We start from the raw sequence: 16,262 nt of genomic DNA on the forward strand, positions 1-16,262 counted from the left end.
GGTCATCATCCCCGAAGCCAACGAACAGGACGTGATGATCGAAGAGGAGTACGAGGAGATGGTCGAGATCATCCCCTGTGCGAACATCAGCGAAGTGCTAGACGTCGCACTCATGGGCGAACCCAAGAAGGACTCGCTGGTCGATCGCCTCAAGTCGATCACCGAAACGGCGTTCGACCAGAGCCAGAGTGCGGTCGGCTCCGCCAGCGGATCGAACCCGAGCCCCCAATAGATGCCCCAGTGGGTGACGTTCGTCGCGGTTACGGGCGTCGTCCTCGTCTCGTTGCTCGTTCTATCACACCTCTCTCAGTCGGCGTTTGCCGACGGCGATTCCGAATCTGCGGGTGACGGCCGTGACGATCACCCGCGTTCGACCGATCTCGAGTCGATCGATTCGAATTCGTCGGCCGCTGAATCTGGACCGCACCGGTCCGTCCCTAAACACGGTGAACCGCACGAATCGGAGCCGTCGCGAGACGACGAGTACGGTCGCGACGATCGAACGGACGCTCGAGGGCGACCCCCATCCGGAGAGGGCGTCGACCCGGCGTCGCTCTCGACCGGCGCACTCCTCGCGAACGTGGCCATCTCCCAGGGGCTGTTCGCCCTCGTGTTGCTCGGTGCGGTGGTCTATACGGGTATCCCGGCCGACGCGCTCGGCATCGAGTTCTCGAGGTCGTACGTCGAGCAGGGGATCCTCTGGGGAACTGTCGCGGGAATCCTCCTGTACGTCTCGAACGAACTCGGCGCGTCCGTCGCGACCCGATTCGGATTCGATCACGACGAGCAGTTGCGGGAACTGCTGGCTCCCGGGTCCGTTCAGGGGTGGATCGTCCTGCTCGTCCTCGTCTTGCCGATCATCGCCGTCTTCGAGGAACTGCTCTTTCGGGCGGCGTTGATCGGCGTCGTCTCGGCGGGCTTCGACGTCTCGCCGTGGCTGCTCGCCGTCGTCTCCTCGATCGCGTTCGCCGTCGGACACGGTATCCAGGGATCGGTCGGCATCGTCGTCACCGGCCTCCTCGGATTCGTCCTCGCAGCGGTGTTTATCGTCACCGGCAGCTTCCTCGTCGTCGTCGTCGCCCACTACCTCATCAACGCCCTCGAGTTCGTCGTCCACGAGCGGTTCGACCTCGAGTGGGCGAGTTCCCTAGAGCGGTGAGGTCGGACGCGAAACCGACCGGTCGCCTCATTCAAGAGGGCGGGCGACGACGCACACGTATGAGCGGTCTCTACGAGGCGTCTGATGGGGTGTATCGAGCGATTTTCTTCGGTATCGTTCTCTACTTCGTGCTGTTTGGCTACGGGACGATCGCGGGCGTGGGACTGGCAATTCTCGCGTCGCAGTTCGTCTTCGGCGTCGTGGCCGTCGCCGTCGGGACGCTCCTGTACACCCAGGCGGACAACGTGGAGCCGGCGATCCTCGGTGCGTCGATCTGTCTCGTCGTCGGTGGGACACTCCAGTTTGCCTTCCTGCTCGCGCCGTTTCCGATCCTCGATCGGGCGTCGTCCATCGCCGTCTTCGTCGGCATCGGACTCTACATCCTCGCGGTCTGGCTCGAGTGATCAGACGATCCGATCGAACGTCTCGAGCGAGGAGAGTTCGTACGTCGGTTGCTGGTCCCCGCCTCGTCCGTTACCAGTGTCGACCCAGGCCGAGTCGAGCCCCATCGCGTTCGCACCCGCGACGTCGGCGTGTAACGAATCCCCGACGTGGATCGCAGCGTTGGGTTCGACGTCGAGTGTCGCCAGCGCGTACTCGAACGGTGCAGCGTTGGGTTTCGGGTAGATCCCTTCGCTCGGCTCGGTAAAGACCCGGACGTCGAAGGCGTTCTCGATTCCCAGCGCGCGGAGTTTCTTCGTCTGGGTGGACCGTCCACCGTTCGTGATGAGCCCGACGTGGCCGCGATCGCGAGCGGACTCGAGTGCGGCCGCGGCACGGGGTCGAAAGTCGACTGCCGTCGGATCCCGAACCTCGAGGTACCAGTCGGTCAGTCGCGAGGAGACCGACGGGTCGACGTTCGCCCGTTCGGCGACCTCGGCGAACAGGTGCTCGTAGAACTCCCGGTCCGTCTCGACCGTCGGCAACGCCGGCACGGCCGCCCGCAGGTCGGCCGGCGTACAGAACTGTTCCAGCCCCGCCCGCTGGAACGTCCGCTCGAGGAGCGTCGACGCGTCCTGTGTGGGCTCACAGAGCGTGTTGTCGAGGTCGAAGTAGATCGCGTCGTAGGCGGCCATCGACTAAGGGTTAGAACCCGACGGTTCTGAACGTTTCGACGGTTTCGTCCGAAAGCCGCCGCGGTGAACCTCGCCGTAGATTCCAAGTGTGCCACGGAGTCGTTTCGGTAGGTGTTATTTCGATCGCGTCGGTTGTCGGGGTATGGACGTCGTCAAACGGGTACACGTCGCCCCCCTCGGGTACGAGTTCGACCGTATCGTCGAACCCGTCCGCGACCAGCGGGCGGACCTCGTCTACCTCCTCGAGGACGAAACCGCGGACGATCCACCGGGCTATCACGAACAGCTCCTGACCGAACTCGAGTCGATCGTCCCGGAGGTCAGGACGCGGTCGTGTGACCTCTCGGACGTCTACGCCGTCCTCGGCGAGGTGACGACGATCGCGTCGAATCACGCCGAGGACAACGTCTACGTCAACGTCTCCGGCGGCGGGACGATTCCGGCGATCGGCGCGACGATCGCGTGTATGGACGTCTCGACGGACGCACAGGCCTACTACGTCGAGCCGGAGTCGTACGCTCACGACGGCTCGGTCGAACCAGCTTCGACGGGAATTACCGAGACGACGCCGATTCCGACGTACCCGATTGACTCGCCGACGACCGACCAGGTAGCGATCATGGCGTTTCTCGCCGATCCAACCGCCTGGGACGGCTTTCACGAGGACCGAACTGCGCCGCCGAAGAAGAAGGACCTGATCGAGTACGCCAGGGATCGGGGGCTCTCGTTTATGGCCGATCGGCGACCGCCAGCGGAACGCGGCGGCGAGGACAAAGGCGCTTTCCGCGTCCTCGATACACACGTTCTCGAGCCGCTGCTCGAGGACGGCTACGTGACGATCGAGCCCGTCGGTCGCCGTCGCGTCGTCGAACTCACCGAGCGCGGAAAGAACGCCTACCGGGCGTTCAGACACAAGCTCGCGGCGCTCGAGTGACCGTCAGGGGCTGTAGGAGACCGTCAGGAGCTGTAGGAGACCGTCACGGGCGTACGAGTGACCGTCACGTCCGACTCGATAGCTGCCACGCTCCCGCGGAATCGCAGAACTGGAGGGGCCTACTCTCCGCGGACGTCGTCGACGTCCGCGTACAGCAGCGTGCCGAGTCGAGCGAGTTCCAGATCGGCCTCGAGTCGCTCGACGTGAGCCCGGAGTTCGTCTTCGTCGAGCCCGCGTCGGTCGTCGTCTCGTGATTCGATCGACCGCTGTGTGCGACCGAGCAACCAGGGGGCGGCGTCGGCGAGGTACGATCCCGGCAACTCGAGGGCGTGGAGGCGGTCGCGTTCGACCGCGTCCAGGAGTTCGTGTGCGACGATCAGCGTTCGGCGGAGGGCACGAACGTCGTCGGCGTCAGCGGGTGGGGTCAGGTAGCTCGCGATCGTCGCCTCTGCGTCGGCGACGTGCTCGGGATCGACGTCGAAGGTGTCCGCCATCCGCTCACACGTCAGCGGTTCGCGTCGAGTTCGTCGACTCGCGAGCCGACACGCTGCGAGGGCGGCCGCAGTCGAGCCGCACTCGAGCGCCGCCAGCTCTCCCACACAGTCGAATGTGGCCCGAGCGACGTCGGCGACGTCCTCGGCCTCGAGGCGGCGAGTAACCTGCTCGATCGTCGGTGCGTCACCGGGTTCGACGTGGCGCTGACCCATACGACCGAATCGGTTCGGAGGGATATTATCTACTACCGAGAAAGTAATTCAACTATCGATACTATTTCTACTACCCAAACAATACGACGTCCTGTCCGATCCGCCACGTTCAAGCCACTGCCCTTCGACCGTCGAGATATGAGCCGATCCGTTTGGATTAAAGCCGACGACGCCGTCGGCGACTGGGACGACCGCCGCGCGCGGATCACCGCCGCGCTCGAGGCGGGTGCAGACTGGGTACTGGTCGACGAGGAGGACGTCGAGCGAGTTCGCGAACTCGGCTCGATCAACGTCGCTGCGTTCCGTACCGGCGGCGACGTGACGCTCGTCGACGACGCCGAGGACGACGCCCCGGTCGGCGCGATGCCGGACGCCGTCGTCGTCGGCAAGGAGGGGGAGGGCGACGCGACGATCGACCTCCCCGAGGACTTCTCGGGCTCTGCCGACCTCTCGACGCTCCGACGCGACGACGAACTCGAGCGCGGGGCGTACGTTCGCATTCTCGGCACGGAGTACGAGGCGTTCGCCGAAACCGCAGCCCAGGAAGCCGACCACACCATCGTCGTCGGTGACGACTGGACGATCATCCCCCTCGAGAACCTGATCGCCCGGATCGGCGAGGAGACGGACCTGATCGCGGGCGTGACGTCCCCAGAGGAGGCGAAGACGGCCTTCGAGACGCTCGAACTCGGCTCCGACGGCGTCCTGTTGGATTCGGACGACCCGGACGAGATCCGCGAGACCGTCGAGGTCCGCGACGCGGCCGAACGGGAAACCCTCGAACTCGACTACGCCGAAGTGATCGAAGTCGAAGAGATCGGCAGCGCCGACCGCGTCTGTATCGATACCGGCAGCTTACTCGAACACGACGAGGGGATGTTGATCGGGTCGATGAGCCGCGGGCTGGTGTTCGTCCACGCCGAAACCGCCGAGTCGCCGTACGTCGCCTCGCGTCCGTTCCGGGTCAACGCCGGGGCCGTCCACGCCTACGTCCGAACCCCCGACGGCGGCACGAAGTACCTCTCGGAACTCAAAAGCGGCGACGAGGTCCAGGTCGTCGACACGAACGGCAACACCCGCGAAGCGATCGTCGGCCGGGTCAAAATCGAGAAGCGACCGATGTTCCGGGTCGCCCTCGAGACCGACGACGGCGACCGCATCGAGACACTGTTGCAAAACGCCGAGACGATCAAGGTTGCCTCCGGCGACGGACGCAAAGCCATCACCGATCTGGCGGCCGGCGACGAGCTCCTGTTGTACTACGAGGATACGGCTCGCCACTTCGGGGAACCCGTCGAGGAGAGCATCATCGAGAAGTGACTACCTCCCCACCCTACTCGCTCACCGCTGACGCGGTTCGCTCCTTGAGAGTGGGGCTTCCTGTTTCCACGACGTTGTCAGACTCTCCGAGTCTGACAGCCCGCCAGACGTAGTCTGGCGAACGCGCTTTGCAGGAACCGAATCGGTTCCCGTAGGGAGCGCAGTCTCCGCAGGCGTTCGAAAATCGCTGAGCGATTTTCGCAGCCCATCAGAATCGCTGTGCGATTCTGAGGACGTTGATTCGGGACAGCCCGTCCCTACTTGCTTCAGTCCGCGCACCAAGATGTTGTAGGCCGCGTTCCAGTCCCGATCAGCGGTGAACCCGCATGACGGACAGGCGTGTTCGCGGACCCACAGCGGCTTGTCCGTCGAGACACCGCAAGCCGCACACTCTTTGGTTGTTCCCGCCGGATCGACAGCCACGAAGTGTGTGCCTTCGCGTTCGCACTTGTACTCGAGCATCCGCAGGAACGTGCCCCACGCCGCATCGGCACGATTGCGGCTGTTCGATGGGAGCTCCATCAACCCCTTGGCGTCGAGGTCTTCGACCGCGACGAGATCATACTCTCGAGCGTAGTGGTTCGAGAGCTTGTGCAGGAAGTCCCGGTGCTTCCGTTGCAGGTCGGCGTGGCGTTTGGCGACGACGCGCTGTTGCTTGCGGTAGTTCGCCGAGCCGTGGTCTTTCCGCGAGAGCTTTCGTTGCTCGCGTTCCAACCGGTCGCGTTCGTCCGAGAGGTCGGGGCGTTCGACGGCGGTGCCGTCGGTGTCGTGAGCGTACTTCAGGATGCCCACGTCGATCCCGACACAGTCCTCGAGTGTCTTGGGCTTCGACGGTGCGTCGTCCTCGGTTTCGATCCCGAGAACAGCGAACCACTCGCCGGTCGGTTCCTGTTTGACGACGACCTCTTTGATCGTGGCGTCGTCGGGAACATCGCGGTGGCAGACCATCGAAATATCACCGATTTTGGAAAGAGAAAGTACAGTTCGGCCACTCGTGTTTTTGAGTTCGAAGCCGGTTTGACTGTACTTGATCGACCGATATTCCTTCGGGGCCTTCCACTTGAGTTCGCCGACGCGGTAGCCGTTGTCCTTCCGCCCCTTCAGTGTTGAGAGATTGTCGTACAGCCGTTGTACGACCTTCTGTAGCACTTTCGAGTGGACTTGCTTCAACTCGGTCCACTCGCGTTTCAGGTCGGGAAGGACCGACTGTTCGGAGTAGGCCGACGTGCCGTCCTCTCGATTGAGACGGTGCAGGAAGTGGTTGTAGACCTGCCGGCAGGTATCGACAGTCCACGCTAACCGGTCGTGGAGTTCGTCGGTCGGATTGAGCCGATATCTGTAGTTGTAGTGCATGATCTACTCGTCTTCGTCGGTCGGATCGGTGACTCGGACGACTTTGACAGTGGCACCGCGCCACCGCTTCGGAACGAGTACGTGAGCGCCGTTGCCGGTTGGTTTAACTTCGGCTTCGTGGACTTCGTGCCCTTCGACTTCGTACCGATCCATCACCAATATTTAAACTAGGTAGAAACATAAATTTACCGATAGCGTGGGCCTGTGGGCCTGCTGTAGAACAGTGCAAGAAACACGAGCGGCGTTGACGAGACGCTTTGCGTTTTGTTCGCACACCAGAAATCTCCGATTTCTGGGGACGCTGTATCCCCTCCCTGCTGACGCCTTCGGTGCTCGCTGAGGAAGGGGCATTAGCGCCTCGATTCGGTAACCGCTGCGCGTTCGTCGGTCAGCGCTTCGCTTCTACCGGCTCCGCCTCGGATCCGGTTTCGCCCGCGGCGTTCGAATCTTCCTCCTCCGGTTCGACCGGCTCGAGTCGCGTCGTACACCAGTGACAGAACGTCAGGTCCTCGTCGAGTTCCTTCCCGCACTCGGGACAGGACGGCCCGTCGACCGACTCGTTGCTCGACCCGGGGGGGAACCCCATCGCGCGAAACGTTGCGTCGATCGCCGCGAACAGGACGATAAACGAGAGGACGAACTGTCCCATCGTATCGATCTCGTCGCCGACCAGTTCCATCCCTTCACCGACGGACTCGATGGCGGTTATCTGCTCGATCGACGGGAGAAAGATCACGATAGCGGAAAGATACAGGCCGGCGAACACCAGGGTTCTGAGCCAGTCCCTGATGAGGGCATGGCCTGCACCCGGCATCAGCACCGAGAGGCCAGCCGCTGCCAGCGCGCGGAGCCACGTCATGTGCATACACTAGGGAAGCCGACTGGTTAACATTCCGATTCTGGGAGCGGTGCGTGACTCCGCCCCCCTTACGGTGTGTCCTCCATTCCCGACACGTTCTCCGTAGAGGACGTCGATTCGTGAAACAGGACCGAACCACACCGATCGCACTGGACGCGCCGACGTTCCTCGAGGCGATCGTCGGTCGAGGACGGCCCGCGTACGCCTTCGAGCGTTCCGTCGCAGTTCGGACAGCGACGGACGAACAACCGAAGCGTTCGCAACGCGACTCGCCGCTGCTCGCCCGACAGCGACAGCCAACGTGGCTCCACATCCGGTAGAATTGCCGTCGCCGACAGGTCCGCGAGCAACGCGGCCGCCGACGGCCAGCAACCGACGCGCGAGCCGTCGTAGCGCGCGAGGAGGCCGTCCGGGGCAACCTCGAGAACGAGCCGATCCGGCTCCAACTCGAGTGCTCGTCCGAGCTCCACGAGACGCGTTTCCCCCTCGCGAATCTCGACGGCGCGCTCGCGCCAGGCGCGTCGGAACGTCGGCTCGAGCGTTGGCGCCCCTGGGGTATCGAGGACGACCGAGAGCGACCGGATCAGCGTCTCGGCGTCGATCTCGCCCTCGCTTCGGCTCGAGACGGTGCCGTCGCTCCCCCGTTCCTGGCTCGCAGCGGCGCTCGCTCGCGCTGTACCCGTCACGTCGTGTCTTCGCGCCGATTCGGTGTCGTCTCCCCGCTTCGACTCGGTACCGTCACGCCGGGCTGATCGGCCGACCACCGAGAGGGCGGCAGAAACCGTCCGATACATGCGACGGCGATCCACCGACTCGCCCATTGGTATGCGTCGGTTACCGCGGACGACGACCGGGGACGACCGCCGGCCGACCCCCGCTATCCCTTCACTCGAGTTCCGAAACCAGCCGCGACAGCGTCTCGAGGTCGTACTGGCCGGGGGCGGTCGCTTCGGCGGGATCGACCGGTGCGTACCCGATCTTCGAACCGTACACCGGCGCGACCGCACGCGTGTGACTACCTGCCTCGCCCATCGCCATGGTCGCGACCGTCTTCCCGTCGGAGCTGAGCAGGTGCGTCACGGCCAACACCGCGAGCGTGTCCGCGCGCGTCTCGGCCGTTACCGCGATTTTTCCGACGTCGGCGTACTCGCAGGCGTCGGTGAGCGTCTCGATCATCTCGATCTCGTCGGGCGTCGCCTCGAAATCGTGGGCGGACGCGACGACCGCGACGTCGCGCTCGCGGGCCGTCTCGAGGACGCCGTCGGCGTCGCCGGAGCGACACGACTCGAGTTCGACGTCGATCGCGTCGACGGCGTCGACCGCGGTCGCTTCGGCGAGTGCCTCGAGTCGTGCTGCGTCGTCGCCGTCCCATCCCCCCCCCTCCCACTCCGGTCGGTTCGTCGCGAGGATCGGCAACTCGCCGTCGTAGCTCTCGAGTGCCGACAGCGGCTCGTCCGCGAGGTCCATCCGAAACTCGACGGCGTCTGCGTGATCGCGGGCGACTGGCTCTTCTGTCAGGTCGGCGACTGCGGCGGTGAGGACGAACGAGTCGAACTCCATACTCATCTCTATCGCAACTGACCTCTGCGATCCGAAAAACGGTGTCGGTTACGACGCTTTGTCCGGATCAGGCGACGCCGAGGGTTTCCTCGGCCTCGAGGAGCTCGTGATAGCGGTTCCGAATCGTCACTTCGGAGATGTCGGCGACGTCGGAGACGGCGGCCTGGGTGGTCTTCTCGTTCGTGAGAAGGGCGGCGGCGTAGACGGCGGCGGCCGCGAGGCCGACCGGCGACTTACCCGAGTGAACACCCTTTTCCTTGGCGTTCTGGAGGAGACCGCGTGCGCGGTGTTCGGCCTCGTCGGAGAGGTCGAGCCCCGACGCAAAGCGGGGGACGTAGCTCTCGGGATCGGCCGGCTGGACCTCGAGTCCGAGTTCACGAACGACGTAGCGGTACGTACGGGCGATCTCGTTTTTCTCGACGCGGGAGACGTCGGCGATCTCGTCGAGACTGCGGGGGACGCCGGCCTGGCGGGCGGCAGCGTAGACACAGGCGGTCGAGACGCCCTCGATAGAGCGTCCAGGAAGCAGATCCTCGTCGAGTGCGCGCCGGTAGATGACCGACGCGGTCTCGCGGACGTTCGTCGGGAGGCCGAGTGCGCTGGCCATCCGATCGATCTCGCCGAGTGCCTGTTTCAGGTTGCGCTCCTTGGAGTCACGCGTCCGGAAGCGCTCGTTCCACTTGCGAAGGCGCTGCATCTTCTCGCGCTGGCGCGACCCGAGGGAGTTGCCGTAGGCGTCCTTGTTGCGCCAGTCGATGTTCGTCGACAGGCCCTTGTCGTGCATCGTGTTCGTCGTGGGGGCACCGACGCGGGACTTCTCGTTCTTCTCGGCGGCGTCGAAGGCGCGCCACTCGGGGCCGCGGTCGACCGAATCCTCTTCGACGACGAGGCCACAGTCCTCACAGACGGTCTCGCCGTGTTCGTCGTCGACGATGAGGTTTCCGGCACACTCCGGGCAGGCGACGTCGCTTTGCTCGCTCTCCGTTTGTTCGTCGGTCGTTTCGTGTTCGCTACGCCGTACTCTCGTGTTCGATGGTGCGTTGGTCATACGATGGCATCGGCTGCCCGGACAACGTGTCGCAAAAGCCCGGACAGATTCGTTACCTACTGGGTTCAAAGACTCCGGATATAAGGATTTCGAAATCATCGTCGATCACCGTCCGAAAACCGGTAATTCGGGGGATTTGGTATGGGAAACCAAAACATTCAAGCGGTCAAAGTCACCTCGAACCGAGGACGCCAAATGACGCTCGGCCCAACGGCGAGTATGCACGTCGCCGTCGGAAGCACGAACCCAGTCAAACGCGAGGCGACCGACCGAGCGCTCGAGCGGTTCGATCCGGTCGTGGTGGCGGTTTCGGTCGACTCCGGTGTCGACGAACAGCCCGGATCGATCGCCGAGACGATCACCGGCGCGGAGAACCGCGCCCGTCGGGCCTTCGAAGTCTGCGAGGTCGACTACGGCGTCGGCCTCGAGGGCGGCGTCGCTCGATTCGAGAACGCGCCCGAACTCCATCTCGTCATGTGGGCCGTGGTGACCGACGGCGACCGACTCGAGCGGGCGAGCGGTCCGTCGGTTCGACTCCCCGACCGGGTCGCCGAACGAGTCGTAGCGGGCGAGGAACTCGGGCCGGTGATGGACGACGTGCTCAGTACTGACGGTATCGCCGAGGGCGAGGGCGCCGTCGGTGCCCTCACTGACGGATTGGTCGACCGATCTGACGCGCTTGCGAGCGCGGTCTCCTGCGCGTTCAGTCCGTTCCGAACGGACCAGTATCGAGAGTCCTGACCGCTCGTCTGTGGCTCCCACCTAACCCCGTCTTTCGCTCCAAAACTGTCATCTATCCTTGACACTCGTCAGATTGGACGCATTAGCCGGCCGTACCAACAGATCGTTTCCTTTCGATTATTGTTCCATTACTATGGCGAAAAATCGCCAGACTGCGGCCTGTTAACTGCACGTACCAAACCCCCTAAGGGCGTCCCAGTCGTCTCTGGAGACATGAGCACTGCAATGGCCCCCGACCTCACGAGCAAACAACGCCAGATTCTCCAGTATCTCCGGGAGAACGCCGCGACGAAGACGTACTTTAAATCGCGGCTCATCGGCAAGGAACTCGGGATGACGGCGAAAGAAGTCGGCTCCAACATCACCGCGCTCCAGCAAGGTGACTACGACATCGAGATCGAGAAGTGGGGCTACTCCTCGAGTACGACCTGGAAGGTCAACGCCTGATATCGCACGGGCGAACACGGGCCCACACCCGTCACACGTCACCGTGTGAGCGGGTCAGATGCTGTCCAGCGGTTTTCCTCCACCCGTCTACCGTGTCCTCGACCGGAACGGCGATCCGTCTCGGTCATCAGACGGATTCTCGACGATACCCGCGTCTGTTTTCTCTCGATACGTCTCCGATTCGCCCTTACGCTTCCCCGTCGTACTCCAGGAGTTGATCGGCGTTCTGTGCCAGGGTAGTCGAGCGTTCTCCGAACGAATCCGCGTGACGAACGACGAGCAACAGGATCGTCTCCGGCCGTTCGACCGCGTAGCCGTCCTCTCGAGAGAGCAAGCCGGCATCCTCGAGTTCGCCGGCGTACTTACTGACTGTCGGTGGAGACACCTCGAGCGACGTTGCCAGATCACCGGCAGTCGCGTCGGGATCGAGTAACAGTTCGATCACCATTCCGCGTGGCGTCTCTCGACGCAGGTATCCCAGGGCGTGTTTTTCGAACTCGTCGAACCGCCCCGCGAGGACGAACCGCTTGTAGTCGCCGTCCTCGTAGCTTTCGATCGCGCCGCGGTCCTCGAGTCGGCGAAGGTGGTGTTGGGTCTCGCCGGTTCCGAGTTGGAGATCGTCCCGAACCTTCGAGAAGTGTGCGCCGGGTGTCGTCGACAGATAGCCGACGATCGCATCCCTGGCGTCGCTCTCACCCGTCTCGGCCGACGCCGATTCGGCGAAACCAGCGAGCGGGGCACCGGTGCCGATGGCTGCGAATCGGCGGAGGGTCGCCCGCTTGTCGTCGTCGACCCCGTCGGGCGTCGTCATATCTACCTACTGCCCGAAAGGAGACCGTGGGTAAAACCGGTTTCGCTCCGCTTCGTTCACTGAAACCTGAGAGTCGCTGCATCTTAGGAGTTCGTCCGGATGGCTCCGGGCCGATAACTCGGCCGCCGTCCTCGATAATCTCGTCGGGATCGGCGGTCGACGCGGTCTGCTCACTCCGTGATCGCCTGGGCTTCCCGTTCGATCGCCTCGACGTCCATCTCGTCCTCCTCGATCTCGCCGATGATCTCGGCGATGTCGTCTAAACCGATCAGTTCACGAGTCTCGTCGTCGAACTCGAGACTCTCGAGTTGCTCGCCGTCTGCTTTGACGTCGCTACCAGAGAGGTGTTTGCCGTAGCGGCCGACCATCGAGGTGAGTTCCTGTGGCATAACGAACGTCGTCGACTCGCTCCCCCCAATCTCGGTCAGGGTGTCCATTCCCTTGTCGATGATGGCGCGTTCGCCCATCGATTCGGCGGATTTGGCTCGCAGGACCGTCGAGATGGCATTACCCTGGGCCTCGAGAATCTGGCTCTGTTTTTCACCCTGTGCGCGGATGATCTTACTCTGTTTCTCACCCTCTGCCTTTTCGACGGCACTGCGGCGTTCGCCCTGGGCCTCGAGAATCATGGCACGGCGGCGGCGTTCGGCGGAGGTCTGTTTCTCCATCGCCTGCTGGACCTCCTGCGTCGGGTTAACTTCGCGGACCTCGACCGACTCGACGCGGATCCCCCACTCGTCGGTCGGCCCTTCGAGTTCGCGGCGAATCCGTCTGTTGATCTGTTCGCGTTTGTTCAGCGTGTCGTCGAGTTCCATGTCGCCGATCACGGCACGCAGGGTCGTCTGGGAGAGGTTCACGACGGCTCTCTTGTAGTTATCGACCTCGAGAAACGCCCGCTTTGCGTCCATCACCTTGATGTAGATGACGGCGTCGGCCGTCACCGGCGAGTTGTCTCGGGTGATCGCTTCCTGGCGGGGAACGTCGAGCGTCTGCGTTCGCATGTCGTAGCTGTACGTTCGCGAAACGAACGGCGGGACGACGTTCAATCCCGGCTCGAGCAGTTTCCGGTACTCGCCGAGGACGGTCAACGCTTTCTGCTCGTAGGCGTAGACGATCACGACGGAGCTTCGAAGGAGGGCGATGACGACGGCCAACACCAGCAACGCAACGATCAGGCCGACGGACGTCGCGAGAAACTGAAGCGGTACGGGATCCATACTCCAACAGCCGTCTGCTCACACAATAAGTATTCCCATCTGACATTTACCTGGAGAAAAGTCGGCGGCCTGTCCGACCGTCGAGCGACTCGATCGGTCGAATACGGGTTCGAAAAATCGGTCGGTTCGTCCGAATCGATGATCTGCCGGGCGATCAGTCGCGCTGTGAGTCGTCGACGTCACCGAGTGGGACATCGGAGCCGCCGTCGGTCTGTTGGAACTCCTGGTCCATCTCTTCGATCACTTCGTCGGGATCGGAGATGTTCGACGGATCCTGGCCTTCCTTGATCGCCTGGGCTTCCTGCTCCATCGCTTCGACGTCCATCTCGGCTTCCTGATCGATCTCGCCGATGATCTCGGCGATGTCGTCCAAGCCGATCAGTTCGCGGGTCTCGTCGTCGAAGTCCAGACTCTCGAGTGCGTCGCTGTCGTCTTTAATATCGCTGCCGGAGAGGTGTTTGCCGTAGCGACCGACCATCGAGGTCAGTTCTTGTGGCATCACGAAGGTCGTGGATTCGCTCTGACCGATCTGCTCGAGCGTTTCCATTCCCTGATCGATGATGGCGCGTTCACCCATCGACTCGGCGGATTTCGCGCGCAGAACCGTCGAAATCGAGTCACCCTGTGCTTCGAGGATCTGGCTCTGTTTTTCACCCTGTGCGCGGATGATCTCACTCTGTTTGTCACCCTCTGCCTTTTCGACGGCACTGCGGCGTTCACCCTGGGCCTCGAGAATCATGGCACGGCGTTTCCGCTCTGCGGAGGTCTGTTGTTCCATCGCGCGCTGAACGTCCTTCGAGGGGTTGACCTCGCGGACCTCGACGCTTTCCACCCGAATACCCCACTCGTCGGTCGGTTCGTCGAGTTCGTGGCGGATCTTCGCGTTGATCTCCTGGCGTTTGTTCAGCGTGTCGTCGAGTTCCATGTCACCCAACACGGCACGGAGGGTGGTCTGGGCGAGGTTCGAGACAGCCTTCTTGTAGTTGTCGACCTCGAGGAACGCCTTCTTGGCGTCCATCACCTTGATGTAGACGACGGCGTCGGCCGTCACCGGTGAGTTGTCCCGCGTGATCGCTTCCTGGCGCGGGACGTCTAACGTCTGTGTGCGCATATCGAACCGGTAGGTGTTCGAGACGAACGGCGGGACGAAGTTGATACCCGGCTCGAGCAGTTTCCGGTACTCGCCGAAGACGGTGAGCGCGCGTTTCTCGTACGCGTCGACGATCTCGACCGCGCTGAACAGTGCGGCGAGAACGACGACGAAAGCGAGTGCACCGAGGAACAGCAGTGCACCGCCCAGCGCCTGCATTGGGAACAGCTCTAGGACCATATATCGCTCTTGTGGCGGTGACGGGAAAAGAGTTCCCTTATTTGACAAACATATTGGGACAGTAACGGACCACGGATGGACCGGGACGGCGGGAACTCACTCGGACGAATGTTTGGGGTTTGGTGGTTGATACGGTCTGCTGTACGCTGTACAATCCAGACTGTTCTCATCCATCCGGTAAACCGGTACGGTAGACCGTATCAACTCGTTTTCTCGGTCTCGCGTTCGGCCGCCTCCTCGGTCGAACCGCCGCCGTCAGACGACGGCCCGGACGCGGCGTCTTCTGCAAGTGCACGATCGATCTCGTCTTCGCCGATCGCGTTGAGAGACTCGACCGTGAGTACGTTCCCGCCGCCGGGATCGAGGACGATAATCTCCTCTCCTTCCTCGATCGTTCCGCTGGTCGTTCGAGCACTGTAGTACGGTGCGAACCCGCCGTCGTCGAGTTTCACCTCGCCATCTCGAGTCGTGATCGTCTCGGTGACGTATCCGGTCGCTCCTGCCAGCGAGCCGGAATCTTTCGTCTGTGGCGTTCCCTTCCCGCCGTAAAAGTCAAACTCGCGGTAGACGTACGTCGCGACCAGACCGATCAGCAGCGTCAGCCCCGCGAGGATAAACGGGCTGAGCGAGCCCGGGAAGAGGACGCCGACTAACCCCGCCCCCACGAGCGCGACGCCGACGACGATCAGGTGCGCACCGGGCGATAAGGCCTCTAACGCCATCAGTATGAGTCCCGCCGACAGGAGCGCCACCGGCATGTTTTCGAGGAGGACCTCGAGCATGAGTATGGCTAGGGGCTCCCCAGGTTAAATGTTTATTGCAGAACGGCCCTGTCACGATTTCAGCCGACACTCTCTGAGAGCGATTATCGAACTCACGCTCACACGGCCATGCCGTACGTCCCATTCTTATTCCATAATACAAAATATTAATATAATATTGAATTAGTTTTCATATATGGGTCTAACACGACGAACGATGTTGGGTACCGCTGCTGTACTCGCAGTCGGTGCGCAGACTACGGCCGCCTCATCTGGATCGGCGGAGACGAACGGCGTTCGACGGTACGGGCACGGACCGTACGGAACGTCTGTTTTCCCTGCTGCGGTCCCCGATATCTCCGACGGACCATCGCTGTCGCTCGAACACGTCGTCTGGACAACTGAAACGAGTGACACACCGTTCGACGTCACTGCGACCATCGGCAACGACGGCGAGACGACCGCCGAGGGCGACGTTACCGTGGCCGTCGTCGACGACGATGATGTGATGGCGTTTCGCGAAACGAAGTCACTCGAGATCGACGCAAACGCGAGTGAGACCGTCACGTTCGAAGATATTCTAGACGGCCTTCCCGAAGGCGAGTACGTTTTCTCCGTCTCCGTCGCTGACGATCCCGGCGAGTTCGAAGCAACGGTGAAGGTCACTGACCGTGGCTACGACACAGACGAAGACGGGTGGGGGAGTGAGCTCTCGAGGTACAGTATCGGCAACGACGGCGAGGTCGACAGTAACGGGCTCTCGGAGGCGTTTACGGACTGGCAGGGCGGCCAACTCAGCTCCGACGACCTTCGTCGAGTCTTTCACGCCTGGCAAGCCAGCGAAGCAATCTAACTGCTGTCACTGGTCGCAAGCGGCGGCCTCCGCTCGACCTCGGACGGAACCGTCACGTGGACACCTCGAAGTTGGACGAATCGGGT

17 protein-coding genes and 3 pseudogenes are annotated in these 16,262 nt (G+C 62.7%); 8 read left to right on the forward strand and 12 right to left on the reverse strand.

Annotation, left to right across the window (positions count from 1 at the left end; all coding sequences use genetic code 11):
- From GRS80_RS14070 to GRS80_RS14080, 3 genes and pseudogenes are all read left to right on the forward strand, one after another.
- A pseudogene (locus GRS80_RS14070) lies at window positions 1–232 on the forward strand (ATP-dependent protease LonB); the annotation flags it as partial.
- A complete protein-coding gene (locus tag GRS80_RS14075; protein ID WP_160048115.1) occupies window positions 233–1,159 on the forward strand; it encodes a type II CAAX endopeptidase family protein in 927 nt (308 codons plus the stop codon).
- A gap of 59 nt (window positions 1,160–1,218) precedes the next feature.
- A complete protein-coding gene (locus tag GRS80_RS14080) occupies window positions 1,219–1,563 on the forward strand; it encodes a hypothetical protein (RefSeq protein ID WP_160048116.1) in 345 nt (114 codons plus the stop codon).
- Here the strand turns inward: GRS80_RS14080 and GRS80_RS14085 are convergent, their stop codons facing one another.
- Window positions 1,564–2,235: an HAD family hydrolase gene (locus GRS80_RS14085; RefSeq protein ID WP_160048117.1), complete on the reverse strand. Its 672-nt coding sequence runs from the start codon at window positions 2,233–2,235 to the stop codon at window positions 1,564–1,566.
- Between the two features lie 142 nt (window positions 2,236–2,377).
- On the opposite strand from GRS80_RS14085, the gene GRS80_RS14090 reads away from it, so the two are divergent.
- A complete protein-coding gene (locus GRS80_RS14090) occupies window positions 2,378–3,169 on the forward strand; it encodes a DUF6293 family protein (RefSeq protein ID WP_160048118.1) in 792 nt (263 codons plus the stop codon).
- A 119-nt stretch (window positions 3,170–3,288) separates the two neighbouring features.
- On the opposite strand, the gene GRS80_RS14095 is transcribed toward GRS80_RS14090, so the two are convergent.
- On the reverse strand, window positions 3,289–3,876 hold the full coding sequence (locus GRS80_RS14095; RefSeq protein ID WP_160048119.1) for a hypothetical protein: 588 nt from the start codon (window positions 3,874–3,876) through the stop codon (window positions 3,289–3,291).
- A 138-nt stretch (window positions 3,877–4,014) separates the two neighbouring features.
- Here GRS80_RS14095 and GRS80_RS14100 point away from each other — a divergent pair, with 138 nt between their 5' ends.
- Window positions 4,015–5,196, forward strand: a complete 1,182-nt coding sequence (locus GRS80_RS14100; protein ID WP_160048120.1) for a 3-dehydroquinate synthase II — start codon at window positions 4,015–4,017, stop codon at window positions 5,194–5,196.
- 13 nt (window positions 5,197–5,209) lie between these two features.
- Here the strand turns inward: GRS80_RS14100 and GRS80_RS14105 are convergent.
- The 6 genes and pseudogenes from GRS80_RS14105 to GRS80_RS14130 form a co-directional block, all read right to left on the reverse strand.
- Window positions 5,210–6,549: pseudogene (locus tag GRS80_RS14105) on the reverse strand (transposase).
- Window positions 6,550–6,552: 3 nt separating this feature from the next.
- Window positions 6,553–6,702: a DUF2080 family transposase-associated protein gene (locus GRS80_RS14110; RefSeq protein ID WP_160048122.1), complete on the reverse strand. Its 150-nt coding sequence runs from the start codon at window positions 6,700–6,702 to the stop codon at window positions 6,553–6,555.
- Window positions 6,703–6,937: 235 nt separating this feature from the next.
- Window positions 6,938–7,408, reverse strand: a complete 471-nt coding sequence (locus GRS80_RS14115) for a zinc ribbon domain-containing protein (RefSeq protein WP_149082890.1) — start codon at window positions 7,406–7,408, stop codon at window positions 6,938–6,940.
- A 68-nt stretch (window positions 7,409–7,476) separates the two neighbouring features.
- Entirely contained in the window at window positions 7,477–8,094 is a 618-nt protein-coding gene (locus GRS80_RS14120) for a hypothetical protein (protein WP_160048123.1), read from the reverse strand.
- 199 nt (window positions 8,095–8,293) lie between these two features.
- Window positions 8,294–8,974 carry a type I 3-dehydroquinate dehydratase gene (locus GRS80_RS14125; RefSeq protein ID WP_160048124.1) on the reverse strand — a complete coding sequence of 227 codons (681 nt, stop codon included), beginning with the start codon at window positions 8,972–8,974 and terminating at the stop codon, window positions 8,294–8,296.
- A 61-nt stretch (window positions 8,975–9,035) separates the two neighbouring features.
- The gene (locus tag GRS80_RS14130; RefSeq protein ID WP_160048125.1) at window positions 9,036–10,016 is read right to left on the reverse strand and encodes a transcription initiation factor IIB; all 981 of its coding nucleotides are present in this window, start codon (window positions 10,014–10,016) and stop codon (window positions 9,036–9,038) included.
- 219 nt (window positions 10,017–10,235) lie between these two features.
- Between GRS80_RS14130 and yjjX the strand changes: the two genes are divergently transcribed.
- Both yjjX and GRS80_RS14140 read left to right on the forward strand, forming a co-directional pair.
- Window positions 10,236–10,757 carry an inosine/xanthosine triphosphatase gene (yjjX, locus tag GRS80_RS14135; RefSeq protein WP_160048237.1) on the forward strand — a complete coding sequence of 174 codons (522 nt, stop codon included), beginning with the start codon at window positions 10,236–10,238 and terminating at the stop codon, window positions 10,755–10,757.
- 225 nt (window positions 10,758–10,982) lie between these two features.
- Window positions 10,983–11,204 (forward strand): hypothetical protein, encoded by a 222-nt coding sequence (locus GRS80_RS14140; protein ID WP_149082917.1) that lies wholly within the window; start codon window positions 10,983–10,985, stop codon window positions 11,202–11,204.
- A gap of 187 nt (window positions 11,205–11,391) precedes the next feature.
- Here the strand turns inward: GRS80_RS14140 and GRS80_RS14145 are convergent, their stop codons facing one another.
- The 4 genes and pseudogenes from GRS80_RS14145 to GRS80_RS14160 all read right to left on the reverse strand — a co-directional run bounded on the left by GRS80_RS14145 (window position 11,392) and on the right by GRS80_RS14160 (window position 15,344).
- The gene (locus GRS80_RS14145) at window positions 11,392–12,015 is read right to left on the reverse strand and encodes a winged helix-turn-helix transcriptional regulator (protein ID WP_160048126.1); all 624 of its coding nucleotides are present in this window, start codon (window positions 12,013–12,015) and stop codon (window positions 11,392–11,394) included.
- Window positions 12,016–12,142: 127 nt separating this feature from the next.
- Window positions 12,143–13,232: pseudogene (locus GRS80_RS14150) on the reverse strand (SPFH domain-containing protein); the annotation flags it as partial.
- A gap of 154 nt (window positions 13,233–13,386) precedes the next feature.
- Window positions 13,387–14,562 (reverse strand): SPFH domain-containing protein, encoded by a 1,176-nt coding sequence (locus tag GRS80_RS14155; protein WP_160048127.1) that lies wholly within the window; start codon window positions 14,560–14,562, stop codon window positions 13,387–13,389.
- 200 nt (window positions 14,563–14,762) lie between these two features.
- Window positions 14,763–15,344, reverse strand: a complete 582-nt coding sequence (locus tag GRS80_RS14160) for an NfeD family protein (RefSeq protein WP_160048128.1) — start codon at window positions 15,342–15,344, stop codon at window positions 14,763–14,765.
- 196 nt (window positions 15,345–15,540) lie between these two features.
- Here GRS80_RS14160 and GRS80_RS14165 point away from each other — a divergent pair, with 196 nt between their 5' ends.
- Window positions 15,541–16,176: a CARDB domain-containing protein gene (locus GRS80_RS14165; protein WP_160048129.1), complete on the forward strand. Its 636-nt coding sequence runs from the start codon at window positions 15,541–15,543 to the stop codon at window positions 16,174–16,176.
- Window positions 16,177–16,262: the final 86 nt, after the last annotated feature.

This window comes from Natrialba sp. INN-245, assembly GCF_009807105.1.
Lineage (GTDB): Archaea > Halobacteriota > Halobacteria > Halobacteriales > Natrialbaceae > Natrarchaeobius > Natrarchaeobius swarupiae.

Excerpts from the sequence above, each read along its gene's own strand:
- GRS80_RS14075 (WP_160048115.1), top strand. The coding sequence starts at position 233 with ATGCCCCAGTGGGTGACGTTCGTCGCGGTTACGGGCGTCGTCCTCGTC.
- GRS80_RS14080 (WP_160048116.1), top strand. The coding sequence starts at position 1,219 with ATGAGCGGTCTCTACGAGGCGTCTGATGGGGTGTATCGAGCGATTTTC.
- GRS80_RS14085 (WP_160048117.1), bottom strand. The coding sequence starts at position 2,235 with ATGGCCGCCTACGACGCGATCTACTTCGACCTCGACAACACGCTCTGT.
- GRS80_RS14090 (WP_160048118.1), top strand. The coding sequence starts at position 2,378 with ATGGACGTCGTCAAACGGGTACACGTCGCCCCCCTCGGGTACGAGTTC.
- GRS80_RS14095 (WP_160048119.1), bottom strand. The coding sequence starts at position 3,876 with ATGGGTCAGCGCCACGTCGAACCCGGTGACGCACCGACGATCGAGCAG.
- GRS80_RS14100 (WP_160048120.1), top strand. The coding sequence starts at position 4,015 with ATGAGCCGATCCGTTTGGATTAAAGCCGACGACGCCGTCGGCGACTGG.
- GRS80_RS14110 (WP_160048122.1), bottom strand. The coding sequence starts at position 6,702 with ATGGATCGGTACGAAGTCGAAGGGCACGAAGTCCACGAAGCCGAAGTT.
- GRS80_RS14115 (WP_149082890.1), bottom strand. The coding sequence starts at position 7,408 with ATGACGTGGCTCCGCGCGCTGGCAGCGGCTGGCCTCTCGGTGCTGATG.
- GRS80_RS14125 (WP_160048124.1), bottom strand. The coding sequence starts at position 8,974 with ATGAGTATGGAGTTCGACTCGTTCGTCCTCACCGCCGCAGTCGCCGAC.
- GRS80_RS14130 (WP_160048125.1), bottom strand. The coding sequence starts at position 10,016 with ATGACCAACGCACCATCGAACACGAGAGTACGGCGTAGCGAACACGAA.
- yjjX (WP_160048237.1), top strand. The coding sequence starts at position 10,236 with ATGCACGTCGCCGTCGGAAGCACGAACCCAGTCAAACGCGAGGCGACC.
- GRS80_RS14140 (WP_149082917.1), top strand. The coding sequence starts at position 10,983 with ATGGCCCCCGACCTCACGAGCAAACAACGCCAGATTCTCCAGTATCTC.
- GRS80_RS14145 (WP_160048126.1), bottom strand. The coding sequence starts at position 12,015 with ATGACGACGCCCGACGGGGTCGACGACGACAAGCGGGCGACCCTCCGC.
- GRS80_RS14155 (WP_160048127.1), bottom strand. The coding sequence starts at position 14,562 with ATGGTCCTAGAGCTGTTCCCAATGCAGGCGCTGGGCGGTGCACTGCTG.
- GRS80_RS14160 (WP_160048128.1), bottom strand. The coding sequence starts at position 15,344 with ATGCTCGAGGTCCTCCTCGAAAACATGCCGGTGGCGCTCCTGTCGGCG.
- GRS80_RS14165 (WP_160048129.1), top strand. The coding sequence starts at position 15,541 with ATGTTGGGTACCGCTGCTGTACTCGCAGTCGGTGCGCAGACTACGGCC.